This window comes from Amycolatopsis cynarae, from assembly GCF_026802195.1.
Taxonomy (GTDB): Bacteria; Actinomycetota; Actinomycetes; order Mycobacteriales; family Pseudonocardiaceae; genus Amycolatopsis_E; species Amycolatopsis_E rhizosphaerae.
This window is the reverse complement of sequence record NZ_CP113836.1, coordinates 6,467,204-6,489,499: the sequence shown is the minus strand read 5'-3', so window position 1 is coordinate 6,489,499 and position 22,296 is coordinate 6,467,204. Positions and strand designations below refer to the sequence as shown.

Below are 22,296 nucleotides of genomic sequence, written 5' to 3'. Positions count from 1 at the left end.
GAAACGACGATGACCATGAGCGAGACCGAGCGGCCGGTGCCGGACGAGGAGTCCCAGCCGAACGCCACTCCGCCAGACCCCTTGGGACCGCCGAGGGGCAACTGGGAACCGTTCGAGCCCCCACCGGTGGAGAACGGCCGGCCGACCCCGCCGGTGGTGAACGCCGGAAACGACGGCGAGGTACCGCCCATGCCGCCGGTGGTGGAACTCGCCGGGGACGGCGGCGGGGGGCCGCCCGAGCCGGCCGCCCAGCCGGGTGGCGTCTGGGTGAAGGACCGGGTGATCACCCATCTCTGGTCCTCCAGTGGCAGTCCGGGCGTCTGGGCGTTCGTCGCCGGGCTCGGCTGGAAGCGCCTGGAGTCCTCGGAGACCGGTCGCAGCCCGTTGACCACGCTGGCCCTGCTGGCGAAGGCCAACGGACTGCCCGTCTCGTACCACGAGGACGGCGCCGGTCAGATCGACCAGCTCCTGCTCTGACGACGGGAGTGCACTGAACTGGTGGTGTCCGGCAGCCGAGGGGGCCGCCGGACACCACCTCCGGGCGAATCGTGGAAGGAGGAAGCAGTGGCACTGGTCCGGCTCGCGCAGGCCGACGCGGGGGAGACGGCGGAACTGCGGGTCGGGGACACCGTGGAGCTCGAGCTCCCAGAGGTCAGGACCTCGGGTTACCAGTGGCGGTGGCAGCTTCCGGAAGCGGTTCGGGTGGTCGCGGACGACTACGTCCGGGGGGACGGCCATCCGGGGGCGGCGGGTCGGGGGGACCTGCCGCCGGGGGCAGGGGGAATGCGCCGGCTGGCGTTCGACATCGTCGGCGCCGGCCGGCACCTGGTACGGGCGGAGCTGGCGCGGCCATGGGAGGGAGAACCGCGCCGCTCCGTCACGTTCGTGCTTGCTGTGACGGAGGGCACAGAAGAAGATCGGTCCTGACTGTATCTGGTGTCGTCCCGCCCCCTCTGGTTGAAGGAGGGAGCCCCGGATAATGCCGGTAGCGAGTAAGGGTGACCTACGGAGAGCGGGGCGAATGCGGTGACGGGAGTGCACACCACGGAGGTCGACCCTCCCTGGGAGGGGCTGCGCGGTCCGGAGCTGTTCGCCGTCTGCCTGCAGGCGGCACGCGACGGCAACCGGCAGGCGCTCAACCGCCTGGTGAGCGAGCTGACCCCGCTGGTGTGGAACGTCGCGCGCGGGCACGGGTTGGACGCCCACACCGCGGAGGACGTGGTGCAGACCGTGTGGCTCGCCCTGTTCAGCCACCTCGACCAGCTCCGCGAGCCAAGGGCTTTGGCGGGCTGGCTGGTCACCACGGCCCGGCACGAGGCCCAACGGGCGAACGGGCGGAAGGCACCACCGGTGCCGTTGACCGACGAGATGGCCGAGTCCGTGCCCAGCACCTTGCCCGCACCCGAGGCGGAAGTGCTGCGCTCCGAACGGGATCGTCGCATCTGGCAGGCGTTCGGCAGGTTGCCGCACCGCTGCCAGGAGCTGTTGCGACTGACCGTGCTCGCCGGACGCGCCGAATACCGGCTCGTCGCCGAGGCGCTCCAGATGCCACGGGGCAGTATCGGGCCGAACCGCGGCCGCTGCCTGAAGACGATGCGCGAGATGCTGGACTTCGAAGGGGGCAGCGCATGAACGAAAGATCGGTACCGGGTGGTGGTGTTCATCCGGACGACGAGGCGCTGCTCGCCGATCTGGACCGGATCATCGCGACGGTCGATCCAGCCCCGCCGGGGCTGGTCGAGCGGGTGCAGTTCGCACTGGAGCTGGAGAACCTCGACGTCGAGGTGGCGCGCTGGGAGCGGGCGGACCAGCTCGCCGGCGTGCGCAGCAGCGTGGACCAGGGCACGATCACCTTCACCGTCAGCGATCTCACCGTGATGATCAATCTGACCAGGACCGGGCGCTGCCACCGGATCGACGGCTGGCTGGTGCCCGCCGGGGAACACGGGGTCGAGGTCAGGGTGGCCGGTCACGAAAGCCGCCGCACCCTGGCCGACGACGGCGGGCGTTTCGTCCTGGAGGACGTACCGAGGGGCACCACGCAGATCGTGATCTCGGTCGGCGGTGCGGACAGCAAGCGAACGGTGGTGACGCCCGCGGTCGTGCTGTAACCGCTTTCTTCACAACCCGCTACACCCGCTCTGTCGTCGTGTGCTCAGATAGGGCGTGTGGCAGGGCATCCTTTTCGCGTCGACCGGGCGGTGGCCGCGGCCGATGCGCTCTATCAGCGTGCCCGCACCGAGGCGGTCGATCACGGTCCGGCTCGTGCTCTGCGCCTGTTCAGACAGGCCCTGAAGCGCCTCGACCAGGCGCACGCCGAGCGGGCGGACTGGCTGACGCTGCGGGCCAAGGTGCTGCTCAGCCTGGCTTCCGCGGAGGCCGAGATCACCTCGCTGGAGGCCGGTCTCGCCCAACTGGCGGAGGCGAAGGCCGTGGTCGGCCGGTTGCCGGAGGGGCAGGATCGCGATTACACGGGCGACGTCGTCGAGATCCAGCGTGCCGTGCTGCTGTTCCGTGGCGGACGGCTGCGCGAGTCGCTGGTCCTGCTCGACGAGGCCCTGCCAAGGCTGCCGATGGACACCGACGAACGACGGCAGCGGTACGCCGTCGCGCTGATGAACCGGTCATACGTGCACCTGCGGCTCAGCGATCCGGAGGCCGCGCTGGCCGATCTGAACCGCTGCCTGGAACTGGCCGAGTCCCACGGTTACCGGCGGCTGGAAGCCAAGGCGCGCCACAACCTCGGTGACCGTGCCCTGCTCGTCGGCGACATCCCCGAAGCCCTGCGCCACTACGAGGAAGCGGCCCGGCTGTTCGTCTCCGTGGGCCCGGGTTCGCTCCCGCTGGTCCGGCTCGACCAGGCTCGTGCCCTGCTCGCCGCCGGGCTGGCCGAGGAGGCCGCGCGGCATCTGGACGAGGCCCTGCCGCAGCTGCACGAGAACCGCCTGATCCAGGACGTGGCCGAGGCGGAGGTGGCCAGGGCCGCGGCCGCGATCCTGGAAGGCGACTTCGCCCTCGCTCGCGAGTTCGCCGGCGCCGCCCGGCGCCGATTCCAGCGGCGTGGCAACGAAAGGTGGGCCGAGGTCGCGGCACTGGCCAATTCGCGGGCGGACGCGATGGCGGCCCTCGGCGACCGGCGGACGCCGCCCAAGCGGTTGCCGCTGGAGCTGTCCGGGCACGCGGAGCGCCTCGCCGCGCTGGGACTGCGGGACGAGGCGGCACTGGCCCGGCTGCTGGCGGTCCGGCTCCAGTTGCGGCGCGGTGCGGTCGGGGAGGCGGAAGCGCTGCTGGCGTGCGTGCCGAAACCACGGCAGACCACCCCGGTCGACCACTTGATGCTGCTGCGCCTGTGCCGGGCGGAACTCGCGCTGGCCACCGGTAAACCGCGGTCCGCGCTGGCGCAGGCCCGGGCGGGACTGGCGGAGCTGAGCCAGGTGCGCGATCGCATGGGCGGGCTGGACCTGGTGTGCGGCACCGCCGTGCACGGTGAGGAACTCGGCCGTCTCGCGGTGGGGCTCGTGCTGGACCGGGCGCGCGGCCATGCCGGTGCCCGGCGGCTGTTCGTGTGGCAGGAGCGTACGCGGGCCCAGGTCTACCGGTACGAGCCGCTGCCCGCGATCGCGGATCCGGTGCTGGCCCGCCTGATCAACGAGATGCGGCACGTGCAACGGACCGCCCAGAAGAACCGGCTCACCGGGGAGCCGGTGGGAGAGTTGGAGCAGCGCTACAGCCAGTTGCAGCGCGAAGCCACCCGGCTCGGCTGGTACACGAGTCCGTGGGGCCGCCCTCGGCCCGTGTCGTCACCGGAGGAGGTCGCGGCCCGGCTGGGCGACCGGGTGCTGGTGAGCCTCATCGCGCACGGGGACCGGATCTCGGCGGTGGTCGTCCGGGACGGCCGGTTCCGGGTGGTGCCGCTGGGGCCGCTCGCGGAGACCGTGGAGATCACCCGGCAACTGCACGCGGACCTCAACGTGCTCGCGCCGGACCACCTGCCCGCGCCGCTGGCCGCCGCGGTGACCGCGTCGGCGGAAAAACGTGCGAACCTGCTCGACGGATTGCTGGTGCGGCCACTGGCGGAGGCGATCGGGGACCGGGAACTGGTGATCGTGCCGATCGGCCCGCTCTACGCGCTGCCGTGGGGCGCATTGCCTTCGCTGCGAGGACGCGCGATCTCCGTCGCCCCGTCCGCCACGGCCTGGCTGACGGCGGCCGAACAGGGGCGCCCGGAACCGGTGGTGCTGGTGGGCGGGCCGGGCGTGCCGGGCGCGATCGGCGAGGTGCGGGAACTGCGCTCGGTCTATCCCAGGGCCCGACTGGTGGACGGGCAGCGCGCGACGAGTGGGGCGGTGCTCGAAGCGCTGGACGGTTCGGGGGTGGCACACCTGGTCGCACACGGGGCGCACGAACCGGCCAACGCGCTGTTTTCCCGGCTGGATCTGGTCGACGGCCCGCTGTTCGCGCACGAAACGGCGCGACTGAAGACCCCGCCGGATCTCGTGGTGCTCGCCGCGTGCGAGCTGGCGATGAGCCATATCCGGCCGGGCGAGGAGGCGCTCGGGTTCGCCGGAGCCCTGCTGGCCGGGGGTTCCCGCACCGTGGTGGGTGCCGTTTCCCGGGTCGGCGACCGCGCCGCCGCCGAGGCGATGACGCAACTGCACCGGCGGATGGCGGCGGGGACGTCGCCCGCGGTGGCGCTGGCGGAGGCGACGGCGGTGGATCCACTCCGCCGCCCCTTCCTCTGCCTCGGCGCCGGTTAAGTTCTGCCCTTCAAGCGCCGGAGCCGCTCGCCACCACCGCTTTCACCGTTGGTCAGCCGAGAAAGTCCGGCAGGGGAACCGGGGTCAGTCCGTCCTTTTTGGCCTGGTTGACGAACGCGGTGTAGTCCTCGACGAAGGTCTTGCGGAAGTGCATCAGCACGATGTCGCCCGCCTGCAGGCGATTCCCCTTCTGGAAGTCGACCCGGCCGTCGTTCACCGAGGCCGTCCACAGCACGCTGACCCGCATTCCGCAGTTCGCGGCCGCGAGCAGTGTGTTGGTGTCGTACGAGCCGAACGGGGGCCGGAACAGCACCGGCCGCACGCCGAGCGAACGCTGCAACTCGTCCGCGTCGCCGCAGATCTCGTTCTGCTGGAATGCCAGCGGTTTCCCGCGCAGGTTGGGGTGGTCGATCGTGTGGTCGCCGAGCGTGGCACCCGCGTCGAGCAACTGCCGGAAGTACGCTTCGCGGCCCTTGACATAGCGTTCGTTGAGGAACAGCACCGGATGCGCGCCGGATTCGCGGATGAGCTGCGGGGCGTCGGGGTTGGCGATCGCGCCGTCGTCGATGGTGAGGAAGACGTAAGGCCGGTCGACGGTGATGTGCCGGACCAGCGGCACCTTCCCGTCCACGATCGGGCCTGCCTTCTGCTGCACCTCGCCGAACGGGTAGGGCGTGGACGCGGCCACCGGTGAGACCGGCGGCGGTGAAGTCTGGGGCGGTGCGGCGGCCTTCGGCTGCCCGGCCGAACAGCCGCCGACCAGGACGATGACCGCGAGCAGAAGGCCCGGCAGGCGCAGCTTCATGCTTCATCCCCCTCGACACTCACGAAAGAAGAGTCGTGTGAGAGGCGATTTCGTTGCGTCCGCCGGAGGTGATCTCAGTCGCGTTCCGCGGCCTTCACCAGCCGATGGGACAGAAAGCGGATGGCCGCCTCCAGGAGGAACCGGGCAAGCGCACCGGTTCCCGGCAGGCGTTCGGTGAACGAGCCTCGCCAGCACAGGTCGGTGCCGCCGCCCGGCGCCGGTGTGAACAGCACCTCGGCGCGGTAGTCGTGTACCGGGGCGGAGCGGGCGAAGGTGTAGACATGGCGCCGGTCCTGCTCGTATTCGAGGGTCTCTTCGTACACCAGCACCGGCCACAGGCCGAGACGCCGGACGGCACCGACCCCGCCGACGGGCCGTCCCCACCGCTGCCAGGCGGACCGGGGGACCAGCGGTCCGGCCCAGTCCGCCCACCGCGCCCCGTCGGTCTCCAGCCGGAACAGCCGTCCGGGCGGTGCGCTGCTCGTGCGGGACACCTCGAACGAGTACCTCTTCGGCGTCATCAGTGCTCCTTCCGCCCGGTGGCCGCGCCCTGTCCGCAGTGCGAGGTTTCCGGATTTGGGGTGTGATGGTGCCATGGGCATCAATTTCGACGAAATCAAGAAGAAGGCGCAGGAGACCAGGAAGAAGGCCCAGGAGAAGGCCCAGGAGACACTGGGCCACAACGCGGGCAAGATCGAGGAGGGCATCGACAAGGCGGGCGGCTTCGCGAAGTCCAAGTTCGGCAAGCACGCCGACAAGATCGACACCATGACGACGAAGGCGAAGGACGCCCTGCACAAGGCTCAGGGCAGCCACTGAACCCGGCTGTGCGCGGCCGTGAGGGGAGCCCCTCACGGCGCTGACCGGGATGAGCTCAGGCGACCTCGCCGATGGCGATGTCGCCTGCGATGGCTGTAATGCGGCCGCCGCGCTCGCCGAGCGCCCGCAGTCCCTCGCGTGCTTGCGGCGCGGAGAGATCGATCCGCACCCCGGCGGACGTCGCCTGGCGCGCGCGGGACAGCGCCTGCGCGCCTTCGTACCCGGCCTTGATCGTCGCGGCGAGGCCGCCCGTCGAGGCAAGGGAACCGCGCATCGCACCCAGCCTGCCCAGCGCGTCGTCCAGCACGGGCAGCAGCGCCTCGCGGTTGCCCTCGGTCATGGCGCGCACCAGTTCCGGTCTCGTCGCCGCGACACGCGTGCCGTCGGTGTAGGACCCCGCCGCCAGCGCCATGGCCACCGGGCCCCCGTCCGCCCCCACCGCGGCGAGCACCGCGGCCAGCAGATGAGGAAGGTGGGAGATCCGGGCGACCGCCTCGTCGTGCGCGCTCGCCGTCAGCGGGACGACATGGGCCCCCACCTCGATGGCGAGCCGGGAGACCTCGGCCCAGGCCGCCAGCTCGGTGTCGTCCTCCAGGCACGTGACCCAGGCGGCGCCGCCGAACAGCGCGGCGTTCCCCGCGCGCCAGCCGGATTCCGCGGTCCCGGCCATGGGGTGGCCTCCGGCGAAACGGTTGGCCGGGGCCAGCAGCCGCACGGACGCGAGCACGGGGGCCTTCACGCTGGTCACGTCGGTGAGCAGGCAGTCGGGGGCATGCTCGGCGACCAGGCGCAGCACCTCGTCCAGCGCGGTCAGCGGCACCGCGAGCACGATCAGCGCGTCCTGGTCCGCGGCCCGGCACAGGGCGGCGACCGGGTCGGTGCCCGCGTCGAAGCCGTCCGCGGCGGCCGTGGCCGCGTCCGCCTCCGAAGCCGTGGCACCCCAGGCCTCCCGGCCCACGGCGGACGCCGCGCGCAGCAACGAGCCGCCGATCAAACCGAGCCCGATCACGCATACGTCTCGCACAGGGCGTCATCCTGCCAGTGCGGGCCCCGCGGGCCGCAACGCGTCCAGGGCGAAGGCGGCATACAGGGCGACCCCGGCGGGCAGCGCGCTCTCGTCGTGCACGATGCGGTTGGAGTGGTTCGACGGGGCCTGCTCGGGATCCATGCCCGGCGGGCAGGCGCCCAGGAACGCGAAGGTGCCGGGAACCCGTTGCAGCACGTAGGAAAAGTCCTCCGCACCCATGATCGGATCGGGCATCACGCCGGTCCGGTCGAAGCCGAGGACCTGCTCCGCGAGGCCGAGCACCCGTCCGGTCTCCATCGGGTCGTTCACGGTCACCGGGTAGCCCGGTTCGATGTCGACGTGGACGCGGCAGCCGTGCGCGGCGCCGACCGCCTCACAGACCATCGGCAGTTCGGACCGCACCAGCGCCCTGGTGCTTTCGGACAGGGTCCGGAACGTGCCTTCCAGTTCGGCGGTCTCCGGGATGATGTTGGTGGTGGTACCGGCCGCGATCCGGGTCACCGACAGCACGGCCGGGTCGAACACGCCGACCCGGCGCGTGATCAGGGTCTGCAGCGCGCCGACCATCGCGGCGGCCGCGGGGACCGGGTCGATCGCGTGCTGGGGGGCCGATCCGTGCCCGCCCTTGCCCACCACCCGCACCGAGAAGGTGTCCGCGGCGGCCATGATCGGACCGGGGCGCGTCCGGAGGTGTCCCGCGGGCATGTTGCCGTGGACGTGCAGCGCGAAGGCGCGTTCGACCCGGTCACCCGCCGCTTCCAGCACCCCCTCGTGGATCATGTGCCGGGCGCCGTGGAACCCCTCTTCGCCTGGCTGGAACATGAACACGACCGAACCGGCGAGTTCCCCGGCGCGCGCGGCGAGCAGGCGGGCGGCGGAGGCGAGCATGGCCACGTGCAGGTCGTGCCCGCACGCGTGCATCGTGCCCTCCACTTCGGAGCCGAACTCGAGCCCGGTGTCCTCCCGCAGCGGCAGCGCGTCCATGTCCCCGCGCAGCAGCACGGCCGGACCGGGCCGGGCGCCGCGCAGCACGGCGGTCACCGAACTGGTGGCCTTGCCGACCGTGATCTCCAGCGGGAGGTCCGCGAGTGCGCGCTGGATCGCTTCCTGGGTGCGGGGCAGGTGCAGACCCAGTTCGGGATGGCGGTGGATCTCGCGTCGCAGCGCGACCGTCGACGGCCGCAAGGACGCCGCCTCGGCCGCCAGGCCGGCGAAACGGGTGTCCGGCAGCGGGGGCAACTCAGTGGGTCCGGTCATGGGGCGATCCTGACAGAGCGGACCGGGTGCCGGCCGCCCGCGTTCGGGCGAAGATCGGCGCCCAGGGGGTTCCCCTGAGGTATACGGTGTGCGCATGGCGGTGAAGGAGCCGGTCGCGGGGTTCGCGGTGGCCGTGGTGCGGGAGGACGGCCGGTGGCGGTGCCAGGCACTGGATGCCGGTGTGCTGGCGAGCCTGGACGCGACCATCACGGAGCTGGCCAAACTGCGGTCCACCGGGGCGCTGTTCGGGCTGCTGGCGGTGGACGACGAGTTCTTCGTGATCGTGCGGCCGAGTCCGCGAGGCCCCTCGTTGCTGTTGTCGGACGCGGCTGCCGCGCTCGACTACGACATCGCGGCGGACGTCCTCGACGTGCTTCGGGTCGACCCGCCCGAGGACGACGAGGCGATCTGGCCGGAAGGGGATCTGGACATCCTCGCCGACCTGGGCCTGCCCGCTCCGGAGCTGGAGGTCATCGCGGGTGAGGAGAACCTCTACCCCGATGAGCAACTGCAGATGATCGCTTCCCGGTGCGGGTTCGGGGACCAGTTCGTCGAGCTGCTCGACGAACTGTGATGGACGACGCCGGCATGGTGCGGGCCGCGATCGAGGCGGCCCGCGAGGCCGGTCCCGACGTGCCGATCGGGGCGGTCGTGTTCGGCCCGGACGGATCCGTGCTCGCCTCGGCCCACAACGCGCGGGAGGAGATCGGGGACCCCACCGCGCACGCGGAGATCCTCGCGCTGCGCGAGGCCGCAAGGGTCCACGGCGACGGCTGGCGGCTGTCCGGCTGCACCCTCGCGGTCACCGTCGAGCCGTGCACGATGTGCGCGGGAGCGCTGGTGCTGGCCCGGGTCGAGCGCCTGGTCTTCGGGGCGTGGGAACCCCGCACCGGCGCGGTCGGCTCGTTGTGGGACGTGGTGCGGGACCGGCGGCTCAACCACCGGCCCGAGGTGCACGGCGGCGTCCTCCAAACCGAGTGCGCCGAGCTGCTGGACGCCTTCTTCGCCACCCATCGCGAAGCCTGACCGGCGGATGCCGAGGGTGGTGGCCGGGTCGCTGCGGGCGTGCAGTACCCTAGTCGGCGGTAGCGTGTCCGAGCGGCCGAAGGAGCACGACTCGAAATCGTGTGACGGTTAACCCCGTCCGTGGGTTCAAATCCCACCGCTACCGCTGTCGAAACGCCGGGTGGCCCCGCAAGGGCCGCCCGGCGTTCGTCGTTTCCGTCTCCGCGCGCCCGGCTTCTGTGAAGATCGAATGTGTCGGTGTGCTGCTGGTGGCCGGTCGTCAGGTACCCCTGGTCGGTGGCGTCTACCTCGCTGCCGGGATGCCCGCCGAGGATCTTGACCGGATCCTGGCCACGGATCCCTACGTGCTCAACGGCGTTGCCACGCACAGCGTCATGGAGTTCGTACCGTTGCTCGTCTCGAATGGTTTGGAGAACCTCAAGTCCCACGGCTGACGACGCCCGCCCTCGCCCCGCCCGGGACGCCCCCGCACCCAGCCGATCAGCCGATTTTCCGGCTGGGCGCGGGGGCGGTCGCCGTCAGGGAGCAGGGTTCACCGTGAAGGTGTAGTCGCGGCTGCCCTGGGAGAGCGTGCCGTCGGCGGTTTGGGCGAACACGGTGAGGTCGTAGGAGTCGGCGGTGGGCGGGGTGAAGACGAAGGTCGCCGTTCCGTCGGGGTTGGCGGGCACACTGATCGGCGGGTCGGAGCTGAAAGGCCAGTTGACGTAGTAGACGTAGCCGGTCACATTCGGCATTCGCGGAGTGAGCGTGAACGTGCCGGGCACCCCCGGACCGCCGCCGCTTCCGTGGTCCGGGTAGACATCGCCCGACACCAGTGGCGCGTCATTGGCGAAGAACGACTGCGTCGCCACGCCGGATTTGGCCAGGGCTGGGCTGGTACTCCACACGCTCACGCTGTGGCTGCCGTATTTGGCCGGGGTGACGCTCACCGAAGCGGTGCCGTCCGCTGCCGCCGGCACGGTGATCTGCGGACCTGCGTCGAACTGGTAGGTGTAGGTGACGACCCCGGTCACGGTGGGGGAGAAGGAGACCGTGACCGGTGAGCCGAGGCCGGTTTCGTTCGGCACGATCACCCGGGGCTGGGTGTCCTGTGTGTAGAAGGAGTACTGGCGCACCGGCGATCGGTTGCCCGCCGCGTCCGCGCTCTGCACATACAAGCGATTGAGGATGGAGAGAGGGGTGTAGGAGACTGTCGCGCTCCCGCCCGGTTGGTCGGCCGCGACATACGTGGTCGGCGTTTCTGTTGTTCCGTAGTAGAAGCCGACCGCGTCGGAGGCGCCGTTGGCGCCGAAGGTGAACGAGCCGGGGGCGCCTACGCCGAAGTGGAACGCGCCGTCGTCGGGGTAGTCGGACGAGCTCACCGTCGGCTCGACGGCGGGGCCGTGCCTGTCCACTGTGTACCGGCAGGGCGCGCTCCACGCCGACACGTCGTCGCCGTCGTCGGCTTGCACGGCGAAGTCGTAGACCTGGTTCTCCACCGCCAGTGCGTCGGGAAGGGAGGCCACCGCGACGGTTCCGTTGGTGACCGATCCACTATCCAGTGTGGTGCGCTGGTCGGGCTGGCCATCCGGCCACACAGCGAAGTGCGCGCGCAGTTGGTCGGTCGGGTTGGGATCGGACAGTTGCGCCCGCAGCTCCGGCCAGGTGTCCCTGGCGAAGACTGGGGGCTGGCTGCAGGCCTGGAAGCCGACGGCGAGCTGTGTGGGCGTGTTCGGCGGATTGTTGTAGCGCAAAGCTATGCGGAGATCGTTGGCGTAGGCCCGGCCGTACGAGAGGTCGCCCTGCTGGTCTTCCGGGATCAGCAGGGCAAGCGTGATCTTCGTCCGGCCCGCGGCCAGTGCCTGCCGCACCGTGCCCGCCGCGTCCCAGGTGACGTAGGGAGAAGGGCAGCCGGGGGTGGCCGTCAGGGCGGGCAGCATCGCCCGCTCTTCGGGTTGGTCGTCCCAGGTGGGCTTTTCGGTGGTGTCGGTCAGCCACAACTGCGTCGCGCGGGGCTGATCGCAATTGTTCACCCGGTGTTCTGCCACGGATGCGGTGGCGTCGAAGATGCGGGCACCGACCAGTGCGGAAAGGTCAAGCGTGAAATAGGACTTGCTCAGGTGCAGTTTGCCCGAATCGTCCCGCCAGGCGCCGACCGGCGCATCGCCGGTGCCGTCGGCCGTGCTGGTGTGCACCGCACCGGAATCGGTATAGGCCCAGGAAGAAGGCAGGATCTCCAGTGGCGAGGTGCCTGCGGAGGCGGGTGGTCCCCCGGCTACGAGAGCCGAGGTGAACAGACCGGCGGCGAGCACCACGCCCGCGATGCGCCGGATGACGAGCGGAAGTCTCATATCAAGATCCTTTCCTCGCCCTGGAATCGTCCCGGCCTTGCCGGTTGTTAACCGCCCGGCGGGGCGTGACGAAATCTCCACCCGTGGAGAAGGCGAAAGTGCCGGTAATCCGGGTAACAGACCACCGGCACTTCCCGGCTCAGCGAACGGGTTGGTCCAGGACCCGCTCGACCAGCGCGGTGTCGCAGTGTTCGATGACTTCGGTGATGCGGCCGTCGGCGATCCGGAAGATGTAGCAGTAGGTCTGGTGGTAGGGGTCGCCCCGGTGTGTGGTGGCGTACCCGCGGGCCTGGACCACGACGCGGTCGCCGTCGGCGAGGACGAAGTCCGCTTCGCTGCGGTAGCCGGTGAACTGTGCCATCAGGGGACGCAGCAGACCCTTCAGCGCCGTTTCCCTCGGCCCCCAGGTGCCCGACCAGGACCAGTTCCCGGGAAACACCCAGCGGAAGTCCTCCGCCATCGCGTCGCTCAGTGCCCGGGTGTTGCCCGCCGCCATCTGCTCGAAAATGCCCATGACGAGTTTCCGGTTTTCCTCTGTGCTCATGGGAAAAACGGTAGGTGCGGCGCAGGTATCACACAAACGAAAGTCTTCGATGTCTGGTATCAGTATTTCGCATGAGTGAGTTCACCGTCGCCGGACTGCGGGTGGTTCGCGAAGCCGCTCGCCACGGCTCGTTCTCGACCGCGGGCGAGCGGCTCGGCTACACGCAGTCCGCCGTGTCCCGCCAGATCGCGCTGATGGAGCAGGCCGCGGGACGTCCGCTGTTCGAACGCCAGGCCCGCGGTGTGCGGCTCACGGAGGCGGGCCGAGTCGTGCTGCGGCATGCCGAGGCGGTACTGGGTGAGCTCGACTCGGTCCGCCAGGAGCTCGAAGATCTGACCGTCCGGCCACCGGTCCGCCTGCGCGTGGGCGCCTTCTCCACCGCGATGGCGGCTCTGGTCCCCCGGGCGATCGCGGCGCTCGTCGCGGCCCGGCCGCAGGTCGCGGTGTCGCTGCGCGAGGGGCCGAGCGGACGGCTGCTGACGTCGGTGGCACGGGGAAGGCTGGACCTGGCGGTGGTGACTCCGCCCCGGCAGGCGCCGGAGGGGGTCGAGATCATCCCCGTCCTGGAGGATCCGCTGTTCGTCGCGATGTCGCCAAGGCATCCGCTGGCCGATCTCGCTTCCGCCCCCATCGGCATGTTCCGCGAGGAACGCTGGATCGTGGGGAGTGCCGAGCCGGGGACGACGCTGCTCGGTGCCTGGAGCGACGTTTCCTGGGAGCCCGAAATCGCCTTCGTGGCGAAGGACTGGGTCGCCAAGCTGGGGTTCGTAGCCGCTGGGCTGGGCGTCACGGTGGTTCCCGGGCTGATCGTGCCGGTGCTTCCACCGGACGTCGCCGTCGTCCGCATCGACCACCCGGCGGCGGTCCGGACCACGGCGATCGCCCGTCCCGGCGATCGTTCGCAGGACGAGCCGCGCCGGGAGTTCGGCGAACTGCTCCGCGACATGTCGGCAGAGCTGGCCGCCGACCTGCGGCGCAGGCTCCGCTGAAAGGCGCAACCGTTACCTGTTGTTACGGCGAAATCTTCCCCTGCCTCACGCTTTCAGGGGAGGATGCCCCGGCAGAGAACACGACTTAGGGGACGAACCGTGACTTCGAGTCGCAGAATCGGTGCGCTCATCCTCGGCACGATCGCCGGACTGAGCTTCGCCGCACCCGCGTCGGCCACGCCGGGCACCCAGGCGCTGATCGGCGAGGTCTACGGCGGCGGTGGCAACACCGGCGCCACGCTGACCAGTGACTTCATCGAGTTGACCAATGCGGGCGCCACCGCTGCCGGGCTGGACGGCTGGAGTGTGCAGTACCTGACCGCGTCACCGGGTTCCGGCAGCAAGTGGCAGGTGACGCCGCTGTCCGGCGCCATCGCGCCCGGCGGCCGCTACCTGGTGGCCGAAGCCGCCGGAGCCGGTGGCACCGTGCCGCTGCCGACCGCGGACGTCACCGGCGGGATCGCGATGGCGGCGGGCTCCGGAACGGTGGCTCTTGTCCGCACCACTACGGCGCTGACCTGCCTCACGGCCGCCGACTGCGCCGCCGATCCGTCGATCGCGGACCTGGTCGGCTACGGCTCGGCCGCGGTACGCGAGACCGCACCCGCGCCGGCCGCGAGCAACACCACCTCCGTTTCCCGCACCGGCGCCGATACCGACGACAACTCGGCGGACTTCACCGCGGGCGCGCCCACCCCGACCAACGGCAAGGGGGAGACCGCGGGCGGGGCCACGCCGCCGACCCAGGCGCACATCCACGACATCCAGGGCACGACCCGGATCTCGCCGCTGAAGGGCAAGAAGGTCGCGGGGGTCACCGGGATCGTCACCGCGCTGCGTACCTTCGGTTCCTCCCGTGGGTTCTGGATGACCGATCCGCGCCCCGACAACGACCCGCGCACCAGTGAAGGCCTCTTCGTCTTCACCGGCGCCACCACGCCCAAGGTCGCGGTGGGGGACGCGATCACCGCCAGCGGGCTGGTGAGCGAGTACTACCAGGATGATCCGAACAACTCGATCTATCAGTCCACCACCGAGCTTTCCAATCCACAATGGACCGTGGATTCGAGCGGTAACCCGCTTCCGGCTCCGGCGGTGATCGCGCCGGACACCGTTCCGGACGCCCTCGCACCGCAGCCGGGCGGGAACATCGAGGGGCTTCCGCTGGAGCCCGCGCGGTACGCGCTGGACTTCTGGGAGGCGCACGAGGGGGAAGAGGTCACCATCGGCGATGCCCGCGTGGTGGGCCCGACCACGGCTTACGGCGAGCTCTACGTCACCACCAAGCCGGACCAGCGTGCCACCGGGCGCGGCGGCACGGTCTACCTGGGATACGACCAGGCGAACACCGGCGTGCTCAAGGTGGAATCGCTGATCCCGTTCGCCCAGCGGCCGTTCCCGGCCGCCGACACCGGCGACACGCTGGCCGGGATCACCACCGGGCCCGTCGAGTACGACCGGTACGGCGGTTACACGCTGATGGCCGCGGTGCTGGGCGAGGTCAAGAGCGGTGGCATCCAGCGCGAGGTCACCCGGCGGCAGCGCCCGGACGAGCTCGCGGTGGCGACCTACAACGTGGAAAACCTGTCCCCTGTGGACGGTCAGGACAAGTTCGACAAGCTGGCGCACGGCATCGTGGACAACCTGGCCTCGCCGGACGTCGTGACCCTGGAAGAGATCCAGGACAACAACGGCGCCACCGGCAAGGGCGACGGTGTGGTGGCCGCGGACCAGACCCTGCAACGGTTCGTGGACGCGATCGCCGCCGCGGGCGGACCGCGCTATTCCTGGCGCGAGATCGACCCGCAGGACCTCACCGATGGCGGCCAGCCGGGCGGCAACATCCGCGTCGGCTTCCTGTTCAACCCGGCTCGTGTGTCCTTTGTAGATCGCCCGGGCGGCGACGTGACCACCGCGGTGTCCGTGGTCCGCGACCACGGACGCGTTCACCTCTCGGTCTCGCCGGGCCGGGTCGACCCGGGCAACGAGGCCTGGACGGACAGCCGGAAGCCGCTGGCGGGCGAGTTCGTCTTCCACGGCCGGACGGTGTTCGTCATCGCCAACCACTTCAACTCCAAGGGCGGTGACCAGCCGGTCCACGGCCGGTACCAGCCGCCCACGCGGAGCTCGGAGGTGCAGCGGGAGAAGCAGGCGCACGTCCTGCGCGGCTTCGTCGACCAGCTCCTCGCCGCGGACCGGGACGCGAACGTGGTGGTGGCCGGTGACCTCAACGACTACCAGTTCTCACCGGCGGTCCTGGCGCTGACCGAGGGCGGTGCCCTCACCGACCTGATCGCCACCCTGCCGCCGTCGGAGCGCTACAGCTACGTCTACGAGGGCAACTCGCAGGTGCTCGACCACATCCTCGTCTCGGCGGCGCCTCGCCGGGTCGATTACGACGTGGTGCACATCAACGCCGAGTTCGCCGACCAGGCCAGCGACCACGACCCGCAGATCGTGCGGTTCCGCCCCGGCCACCACTAGCGGCCGTGAAGGGGCCCTTCACCGTCGATTCGACCGTGAAGGGCCCCTTCACGGCTCGCCCCAGTCTCGAACGGCACCGCGAGCGGGCGGCGCCTCAGTGTCGGGAGCGCCAGCCGAGGGAAAGCACGGCGTCGACAAGTTCCTGGTACAGCGGTTTCACCTCGTTGAGGTAGCGGTCCAGCAGCGAACCGCGGGCCTGGAGGTCGGGCGCGGGGCCGTCGGCCAGTTCGAGCCAGGACAGGCGCGAAACGTTGTCCTCGGCCATCCGCCACCAGTGGCGCACGGCCTGTGCCGTGCGCTGCTCCTTCTCCTTGGCCTCCGCGAGGGCCGCCTGCGCCGCGGCGATCTCGGTTTCGAGTTCCTTGGCGCGGTGCAGTTCCCAGGCACGCAGGTCTTCACCGGCTTTCGAGGCGATCCCCACGATCGCCTTGTAGCGCATGGCCGCGGACTCCACCCGTCCTCCTCTAGTCTCCGACGCGCCGGAACTTGCCAATGCCCTCTTCCGGCCGGTCGAAGGGAATCATCACCTCGGGCGAGACATGCGTGCTGCGGTCGAAGAACAGCGCGCGACCCGGTCGGGGCGACCAGTGCACCACCTGGCCGGCCGCGAACTGGCTCAGTTCCGCACCCTGCACGTCCAGCGCCGCCCACGCACCGATGTCGTCGGTGCCGCCGAAACCGAGTGTGTCCTTGAGGCGGGCGGTGCTGCGCCACCAGCCGAGCGTGTGCACCCCCTTGACCGGTCCCTGCTTGAGCACGGTGCGGAAGTGGTCCAGTCCGCTCTTGAGCTCGCCCGGCTGTTTGGTCTCCAGCGTCGGCAGGGCCGCGTCCACGCCGTAGAGCAGCAGCATCCGCGTCCGGGCGCTCGTATCCTCGGCCAGGGCACGCATCCGGCCGCCGAGTTCGTCCTCGGGGATCTGGTCCACCGGATGGCCGTCGGCCTTGAGGAGCTCGGCCAGTTGGTCCACCGCCGGGGCGCAGCGGTCGACCAGGCAGCAGAGCAGGAACTCGACCTCGCCGGGCACGAACTGGCGGGCCAGCGACCGTGCCCCAGCGTCCATGATGGACAGTGCCTCGGCGATGGCGGTGCCGAGCACCGCCAGGTTGCGGCCCGGCGCGGCGGACAGCTCGACCGCGCACGCCACGTCGTCCACGTCGATCGACTGGCCCAGCAGTGCCTGCGGCCTGGCGCCGGGGGAGAGCGTGCCGAACGCCGGGAGGTGCTCGAGCAGCGGCGAATGGGCCCCGTCGAACAGCCGGGGGCGGTGGTGTTCGTCGGCGTAGAGTTCCCACAGCTTCCGTTGCAGGGACGCGAAGATGTCCTTGCCGCTGGCATCGGGCACGTGGGCGAGCTGGTTGCCGTGGGAGACACCGGAGTCGTGGTTGATCACCGCGTGCCATTTGGGCGCGCCGATGGCCGCGTTGTTCGTCTCCGCGAGCACCCGCCGCGCCTTGGGCATCGCGATGCGGAGCGTGCACTGCTCGAACACGGCGGGCTTGCCCCAGAAGGCGTCGATTCCGGCGATGTCCTGGCTGGCGAGGATCAGGTGAATGCCCTGGGCACGGCCACGGCGGGCGATGTCCTCGAGCAGCGCCGTGGCCTGGCCGGTCACCGCGTCGCGACCGGCGAACAGGTACTGGAATTCGTCGATCACCGCCACGATGCGCGGCCAGTGCCCATCCGGATCCTGCTGGCGCAACGCCGCCAGATCGGTCACCTCGTGTTCCTTGGCCGCGGCGGAGCGGCGGCGCAGCTCGTCGGCGAGGAACCGGAGCAGCGCCAGACCGAACTCGCGGTCGGTGTTGACGTTGACCCCGATCAGGCGGGCGTGCGGCAGCCAACTGGCGTCTCGGCGGCCCGGGGCCAGTCCGGCGAACGACACGCCTTCCTTGAAGTCGAGGAGGTACAGCGCGAGCTCGCTCGGTGGGTAGCGCGCGGCGAGGCTGCCGAGCAGTGCGTACAGGAAGTTCGTCTTCCCCGATCCGCTCGGGCCGCCGATCAGCGCGTGTGGACTGCCGTCGCCGATCACGACCTCGACCGGATCGCCCTCGTGGAACCCGACCGGCGCCCGCAGTTCACGGGCCGAGTTTTCCTGTCCCAGTTCGGTGGGCAGCAGGTCGGCGAACGAGCGTGGGCCGCCCTGCCGGGCGATCAGCGCGTCGGCGAGCCTGCCCGCCGCCCCCATCACTTCGGTGACCGGGATCGGGGTGTCCAGGTCGACCACGATGTCGGCGCCGGTCATGCTGGTGACCGCGTGGTGTTCGTCGAGAAGGCGGATGTTCTCCACCCCTCCGCCGAGGATGGTGGGCAGGTCGATCGCGATCAGCGAGATGCCCGCCGCGAGCGCGCCTCCGGCGATCCGTTTGAGCGCGCGCAACGGCTCGGGCGCCCAGTTCTCGCCGTTGCCGAAGAGCACCACGATGCGCCAGGGTTCGGTGCGCTGGCCCAGTGCCTCCCGCAGGTCGCGCAGCGAATGGTGCCCGGACTGCATGGTCTGGGCGTGCACGCGCCGGATGTGCCCGGCGAGTTCGTCGAGCAGGTCTTCGAGCCGGGTGGGGTCGTAGGTGGTGATCGCGCTGGTCCGGCTCAGCGGGTAGAGGTTCGGCAGCACCGCGGTGAGCTGCCCGACGTCCCACAGGTGGATGCGCACCGCGCCCGGTTCCATGCTGCTCAGCACGCGCAGGATCAGGCCCTCGACCAGTGCGTCGATCGCGGCGCGGGTCCTGGGGGCCGAGGTGATGGCGAGGTGCGATTCGTCCAGCAGCGGCACCGCCACCGGGAACGGGCCGCTGGAGTCCACTGTGGATGAGCCGATCCGCCACAGGGGCGGCGGGGTGAGCGTGGCCGTACCGGTGCGGCCGAGCCATTCGCTCGGCGGCCGCGTGGCCGGGCCCGTGGCGAGCTGGTCGACAAGTTCCCGGAGTCGGCCCGGCACGGTGCCCGCATCGGCGTAGAAAGCGTCGTGCACGGCGTTGAGCTGGTCGCGCACGCCCGCCATCTCGGGATGGCGCAAGGCCTCGGCGAGGCCTTCGTCGCCGGCCGCCTTGCCGATGCCCGCGCGGAGGATCTGCTGTTCGAGTTCCAGGCGCGCCAGTTGTGTCTCCGCCGACCGGCGCGCCGCCTCGGCGGCCCCGAGCGCGAGGCCGAGCTGCTGGCGTATGGCGCCGAGCGCGGTCAGCACGCGGCCGCGCTGGGCACCGGACCTGGCGAACTTCATTACAGTTGTGCCTGATACGCGCTCATCAGGCGGTCCACCGCGGCGAGCCGGTCGGCGTCCTGCCGGAGCCGGTCGTGGGCGGCGGCGAGCTCGGGCGGAAGCCATGGCTTCGCCTGATCAAAGGCCGAGACGATCGTTTCACGTGCCTCATCCAGCAACTCCACCGCGCGGTTGGTGTGTTCCATGGCTTCAGCTAGTTTCGCACGGAACGCGCCCAGTTGCTCCTGCAGTTCGGAGAGCGAGAACATTCCGGGCTACAACTGCTGGGCGTAGGACTCGGCCGAGTCGATCGCCGCGGTGATCGTGCCCTGCTGGCTGTTGACCCCGTCCCTGGCCTGGTTGAGCAGGCCGGTCGCCTCGTTCACCGCGGCGTGGTTGCTGCCGCTGGTCACCTGGGCGAGTATCTGTTGCGCCTGCTCCAGGTCCTGCGCGGCCTGTTGCAGCGCGGCGAGGCTGGCGTTGCACTTTTCCTTCGCCGCCTGGATACCAGCACGGATATCGTCCACTCCGGCCATCGGCGCGGGCTCTCCTTGGTTGAGTCGATCTTGGGGCCGCCGCAACGATGCGGCACCATAAAACTATCGGTAGAGCTGTGACACGGTAGAGGCCGGTGGCGCCGCCGAACGGGTGAACGCATCTGGGCTGTTCAGGGGTTCGACGGGGTACGTTCGGGCCCCCTGTACCGGGGGTGACCTCCAGGACCCTTTTCCTGAAGGCGTTTTCACGATCGAGCGCGCGGGGCTCCGATGAGTTCGGTGCTCGTCCCCGGTCTGTTCATGCATGACCGATCCGACACCTTCCGAGACCAAGAACCTGGACCGCTACGGCTCCGCGGAGCTGGACTGGAACCGTGCCCGCGAGGCGATGGCGCACGGGCCGACACCGGAGGTCACGTACTTCCTCGGCACCTGCCGTCCGGACGGCACGCCGCACGCCGCCGGGGTCGGCGCGCAGTGGCTGGACGGAGACCTGTACTTCACCAGCAGCCCGGCCGCCCGCAAGGCGCGCGACCTCGCGGTCAACCCGGCCTGCACGATCTCGGTGCGACTGCCGGGCATCGACCTGGTGCTGGACGGCACGGCGGAGCGGGTGACCGATCCCGGCACGCTCGCGAAAGTCGCGGCGGGGTACCGGGCGGGCGGATGGCCCGCCGAGGTCCTGGGGGATGCCCTGACCGCGCCGTTCAGCGCCCCGAGCGCCGGAGCGCCGCCGTGGGGGGTGTACCGGTTCACCTTCCACACCGCGGTGGGCGTCGCGACCACCGAGCCGTTCGGCGCCACCCGCTGGCGGTTCGACCGCTGAAGCCGGAAGACGGCACCCGGGACGAGAAGTCAGGACCGGGAGCTCAGCACGAGTGCCCCGATCTGCGGCTCGATCACGGCCGTGGCGTGCGCCATCACGACGACCCCGAGGTCTTCGGTGGGGTCTGCCCACCACGTGGTGCCGTCCGCACCCGGCCAGGTCACCTCGCCGACCGAACCCGGGGTGGGTGCACCGCCGAATCGCCGCGCAACCCCTCAACGACGCCAGTCAGAACAGCGTGCCCGGTGGACACGGGCATCGCGAAGCGGTACATGCACGTCGGCTGCGGACGATGACGGCCCCGAGCCGACCGAGGACCAGCGGGAGGGCATCCGGCGCCTCGCTGGTTCACTCCCGGACCACCTGGCGCGACCTCTGCTGGCCAAGGGCCCTGATCCCGGCCTGGCGGCGTCGACTGCAACCCAAACTGCACCCCGAACGACGAAACGCCGGGCACTCGATGAAGGGGTGACCGGCGTTTCGCCTGTTCAGCTGGCGGAGGATACGGGATTCGAACCCGTGAGGGCTGTTACACCCAACACGATTTCCAATCGTGCGCCTTAGGCCGCTCGGCCAATCCTCCGTGGAAGAGGGTACAGGAGGGTCCTCGGGGCCAGCGGTACCGGGTCACGCCCGGTCGAGGCGGGGGAAGGTGACCTCGCGCAGGATCAGCAGGACCGCCGCCGCGACCGGGATCGCGACCAGCGCCCCGATGATGCCGAGCAGTACCCCGCCGAGCAGCACGGCGACCACGGTCACGATCGGCGGCACCCTGACCACCCGGCCGATGATCCTCGGGACCAGCAGGTAGTCCTCGATGACGCGGTAGGCGACGAAGAAGCAGGCCGTGGCGATGAACACCGGGACCGACACGGTCAGTGCCACCAGGCTGATGATGATCCCGGCGAGGGTGGACCCGATGATCGGGATGAGGTCCAGTAGGGCGAGCAGGATCGCCAGCAGCACCGGGTAGGGCACGCCGAGGCTGATGAACCAGATGAACGAGGCCACCGCGGCGATCACCGAGATGACCAGGTTGCCCAGCACGTACCAGCCGACCTTCGCGAAGATCTCGTCGCCGATCAGGATCGCGCGAGGCCGCCGCGAGTGTGGGACGAACCGGAAGGTCGCCGCGCGGATGCGTGGGAAGTTCGCCAGGAAGTACACGCTGAGCACCAGCACGATGATGGTGTTCCCGAGCGCCCCGAGCACCGCCTTGCCGCTGCCCAGCAGCCCGTTGACCAGACTCGGGTTGGTCATCAGCGACCGGGCGCGGTCCTCGATGTGGTACTGGTCGTTGAGCCTGCCGAGGTAGGAGCTGTGGTCGCCGAGCTTCCGGAGGAACTCCGGTACCTCCTCGACGAAGTGGATGGTCTGGTCGACCAGTGGTGGGATCAGCGCGGCAAAGAACCCGGCGAGCGCCAGCAGTACGAAAAGCACCACCGCGGTCACCGCGAGTACCCGGGGTACGTGGTGCTGCGCCAGCCAGCCGACCACCGGTTCCAGGCCCACCGCGACGAAGAACGCCAGACCGATCAGGACGAGGGTGCCGCCGACGGTGAGCAGCAGCCAGACGACCCCGGCCGTGACCGCCATCCCGCCCGCGACCGCCATTCCGCTGAAGAACGGCGAACGCCGGTTGAACGGCCGTCCCGGCGGGCCGAGCGGCCGGTCCGGACTGCGGATCTCCTCGGCGACGGACTCCGCCTCCGCCACCGGATCATCGTGGCCACTGCGT

The 22,296-nt window shown here is 70.5% G+C and carries 24 protein-coding genes and 2 tRNA genes; 13 read left to right on the top strand and 13 right to left on the bottom strand.

All coding sequences use genetic code 11. The features are described 5' to 3' along the window. Positions 1-9: 9 nt before the first annotated feature. The 5 genes from ORV05_RS31335 to ORV05_RS31315 all read left to right on the top strand — a co-directional run bounded on the left by ORV05_RS31335 (position 10) and on the right by ORV05_RS31315 (position 4,757). Complete coding sequence (locus ORV05_RS31335) at positions 10-477, top strand: hypothetical protein (RefSeq protein ID WP_268755505.1); 468 nt, start codon at positions 10-12, stop codon at positions 475-477. 87 nt (positions 478-564) lie between these two features. Next, positions 565-927 carry a protease inhibitor I42 family protein gene (locus ORV05_RS31330; RefSeq protein WP_268755504.1) on the top strand — a complete coding sequence of 121 codons (363 nt, stop codon included), beginning with the start codon at positions 565-567 and terminating at the stop codon, positions 925-927. 99 nt (positions 928-1,026) lie between these two features. Then, entirely contained in the window at positions 1,027-1,632 is a 606-nt protein-coding gene (locus ORV05_RS31325) for an RNA polymerase sigma factor (RefSeq protein WP_268755503.1), read from the top strand. Next, positions 1,629-2,111, top strand: a complete 483-nt coding sequence (locus ORV05_RS31320) for a carboxypeptidase regulatory-like domain-containing protein (protein WP_144593144.1) — start codon at positions 1,629-1,631, stop codon at positions 2,109-2,111. Before ORV05_RS31325 ends, ORV05_RS31320 begins: the two co-directional genes overlap by 4 nt. 57 nt (positions 2,112-2,168) lie before the next feature. After that, positions 2,169-4,757 carry a CHAT domain-containing protein gene (locus tag ORV05_RS31315; protein WP_407652618.1) on the top strand — a complete coding sequence of 863 codons (2,589 nt, stop codon included), beginning with the start codon at positions 2,169-2,171 and terminating at the stop codon, positions 4,755-4,757. Between the two features lie 52 nt (positions 4,758-4,809). On the opposite strand, the gene ORV05_RS31310 is transcribed toward ORV05_RS31315, so the two are convergent. Together ORV05_RS31310 and ORV05_RS31305 are read right to left on the bottom strand one after the other, a co-directional pair. Next, positions 4,810-5,562: a polysaccharide deacetylase family protein gene (locus ORV05_RS31310; protein WP_268755502.1), complete on the bottom strand. Its 753-nt coding sequence runs from the start codon at positions 5,560-5,562 to the stop codon at positions 4,810-4,812. A 74-nt stretch (positions 5,563-5,636) separates the two neighbouring features. Next, on the bottom strand, positions 5,637-6,083 hold the full coding sequence (locus ORV05_RS31305; RefSeq protein WP_268755501.1) for an SRPBCC family protein: 447 nt from the start codon (positions 6,081-6,083) through the stop codon (positions 5,637-5,639). A gap of 73 nt (positions 6,084-6,156) precedes the next feature. On the opposite strand from ORV05_RS31305, the gene ORV05_RS31300 reads away from it, so the two are divergent. After that, positions 6,157-6,381, top strand: coding sequence for an antitoxin (locus tag ORV05_RS31300; protein WP_268755500.1), 225 nt, complete (start codon positions 6,157-6,159; stop codon positions 6,379-6,381). Between the two features lie 55 nt (positions 6,382-6,436). Here ORV05_RS31300 and ORV05_RS31295 read toward each other — a convergent pair whose 3' ends face one another. Together ORV05_RS31295 and ORV05_RS31290 are read right to left on the bottom strand one after the other, a co-directional pair. Next, positions 6,437-7,390 (bottom strand): prephenate dehydrogenase, encoded by a 954-nt coding sequence (locus ORV05_RS31295; RefSeq protein ID WP_268759983.1) that lies wholly within the window; start codon positions 7,388-7,390, stop codon positions 6,437-6,439. A 21-nt stretch (positions 7,391-7,411) separates the two neighbouring features. After that, entirely contained in the window at positions 7,412-8,665 is a 1,254-nt protein-coding gene (locus tag ORV05_RS31290; RefSeq protein ID WP_268755499.1) for a M20 metallopeptidase family protein, read from the bottom strand. Between the two features lie 94 nt (positions 8,666-8,759). Here ORV05_RS31290 and ORV05_RS31285 point away from each other — a divergent pair, with 94 nt between their 5' ends. The 4 genes from ORV05_RS31285 to ORV05_RS31270 all read left to right on the top strand — a co-directional run bounded on the left by ORV05_RS31285 (position 8,760) and on the right by ORV05_RS31270 (position 10,125). Continuing rightward, a complete protein-coding gene (locus ORV05_RS31285) occupies positions 8,760-9,239 on the top strand; it encodes a tRNA adenosine deaminase-associated protein (protein WP_268755498.1) in 480 nt (159 codons plus the stop codon). Further along, positions 9,239-9,691, top strand: coding sequence for a nucleoside deaminase (locus ORV05_RS31280; protein ID WP_268755497.1), 453 nt, complete (start codon positions 9,239-9,241; stop codon positions 9,689-9,691). Before ORV05_RS31285 ends, ORV05_RS31280 begins: the two co-directional genes overlap by 1 nt. A gap of 58 nt (positions 9,692-9,749) precedes the next feature. After that, positions 9,750-9,836: transfer RNA gene (locus tag ORV05_RS31275), tRNA-Ser, on the top strand. Between the two features lie 94 nt (positions 9,837-9,930). Further along, positions 9,931-10,125 (top strand): YciI family protein, encoded by a 195-nt coding sequence (locus ORV05_RS31270; protein WP_268755496.1) that lies wholly within the window; start codon positions 9,931-9,933, stop codon positions 10,123-10,125. Between the two features lie 84 nt (positions 10,126-10,209). On the opposite strand, the gene ORV05_RS31265 is transcribed toward ORV05_RS31270, so the two are convergent. Together ORV05_RS31265 and ORV05_RS31260 are read right to left on the bottom strand one after the other, a co-directional pair. After that, the gene (locus ORV05_RS31265; RefSeq protein WP_268755495.1) at positions 10,210-12,021 is read right to left on the bottom strand and encodes a hypothetical protein; all 1,812 of its coding nucleotides are present in this window, start codon (positions 12,019-12,021) and stop codon (positions 10,210-10,212) included. A gap of 139 nt (positions 12,022-12,160) precedes the next feature. Further along, positions 12,161-12,565 (bottom strand): nuclear transport factor 2 family protein, encoded by a 405-nt coding sequence (locus tag ORV05_RS31260; RefSeq protein WP_268755494.1) that lies wholly within the window; start codon positions 12,563-12,565, stop codon positions 12,161-12,163. 71 nt (positions 12,566-12,636) lie between these two features. Between ORV05_RS31260 and ORV05_RS31255 the strand changes: the two genes are divergently transcribed. Both ORV05_RS31255 and ORV05_RS31250 read left to right on the top strand, forming a co-directional pair. Further along, positions 12,637-13,554 carry a LysR family transcriptional regulator gene (locus ORV05_RS31255; RefSeq protein ID WP_268755493.1) on the top strand — a complete coding sequence of 306 codons (918 nt, stop codon included), beginning with the start codon at positions 12,637-12,639 and terminating at the stop codon, positions 13,552-13,554. 63 nt (positions 13,555-13,617) lie between these two features. Continuing rightward, a complete protein-coding gene (locus ORV05_RS31250) occupies positions 13,618-16,038 on the top strand; it encodes an endonuclease/exonuclease/phosphatase family protein (RefSeq protein ID WP_407652617.1) in 2,421 nt (806 codons plus the stop codon). A 94-nt stretch (positions 16,039-16,132) separates the two neighbouring features. Here the strand turns inward: ORV05_RS31250 and ORV05_RS31245 are convergent, their stop codons facing one another. From ORV05_RS31245 to ORV05_RS31230, 4 genes are read right to left on the bottom strand one after another with little or no spacing between them, the layout of a single operon-like run. Further along, positions 16,133-16,477 (bottom strand): hypothetical protein, encoded by a 345-nt coding sequence (locus ORV05_RS31245; RefSeq protein WP_268759981.1) that lies wholly within the window; start codon positions 16,475-16,477, stop codon positions 16,133-16,135. A gap of 25 nt (positions 16,478-16,502) precedes the next feature. Continuing rightward, positions 16,503-19,256, bottom strand: coding sequence for an FtsK/SpoIIIE domain-containing protein (locus tag ORV05_RS31240; protein WP_268755492.1), 2,754 nt, complete (start codon positions 19,254-19,256; stop codon positions 16,503-16,505). Further along, positions 19,256-19,504 (bottom strand): hypothetical protein, encoded by a 249-nt coding sequence (locus ORV05_RS31235; RefSeq protein ID WP_144587918.1) that lies wholly within the window; start codon positions 19,502-19,504, stop codon positions 19,256-19,258. The genes ORV05_RS31240 and ORV05_RS31235 overlap by 1 nt, the downstream gene beginning before the upstream one ends. A gap of 6 nt (positions 19,505-19,510) precedes the next feature. Next, entirely contained in the window at positions 19,511-19,771 is a 261-nt protein-coding gene (locus ORV05_RS31230) for a hypothetical protein (RefSeq protein ID WP_144587920.1), read from the bottom strand. Positions 19,772-20,036: 265 nt separating this feature from the next. Here ORV05_RS31230 and ORV05_RS31225 point away from each other — a divergent pair, with 265 nt between their 5' ends. Beyond that, complete coding sequence (locus ORV05_RS31225) at positions 20,037-20,558, top strand: pyridoxamine 5'-phosphate oxidase family protein (RefSeq protein WP_268755491.1); 522 nt, start codon at positions 20,037-20,039, stop codon at positions 20,556-20,558. 29 nt (positions 20,559-20,587) lie between these two features. Here the strand turns inward: ORV05_RS31225 and ORV05_RS31220 are convergent, their stop codons facing one another. The 3 genes from ORV05_RS31220 to ORV05_RS31210 all read right to left on the bottom strand — a co-directional run bounded on the left by ORV05_RS31220 (position 20,588) and on the right by ORV05_RS31210 (position 22,274). Further along, positions 20,588-20,722 carry a hypothetical protein gene (locus ORV05_RS31220; protein WP_268755490.1) on the bottom strand — a complete coding sequence of 45 codons (135 nt, stop codon included), beginning with the start codon at positions 20,720-20,722 and terminating at the stop codon, positions 20,588-20,590. 329 nt (positions 20,723-21,051) lie between these two features. Further along, positions 21,052-21,141: transfer RNA gene (locus ORV05_RS31215), tRNA-Ser, on the bottom strand. A gap of 44 nt (positions 21,142-21,185) precedes the next feature. Then, positions 21,186-22,274, bottom strand: a complete 1,089-nt coding sequence (locus tag ORV05_RS31210; protein ID WP_268755489.1) for an AI-2E family transporter — start codon at positions 22,272-22,274, stop codon at positions 21,186-21,188. Between the last annotated feature and the right edge of the window lie 22 nt (positions 22,275-22,296).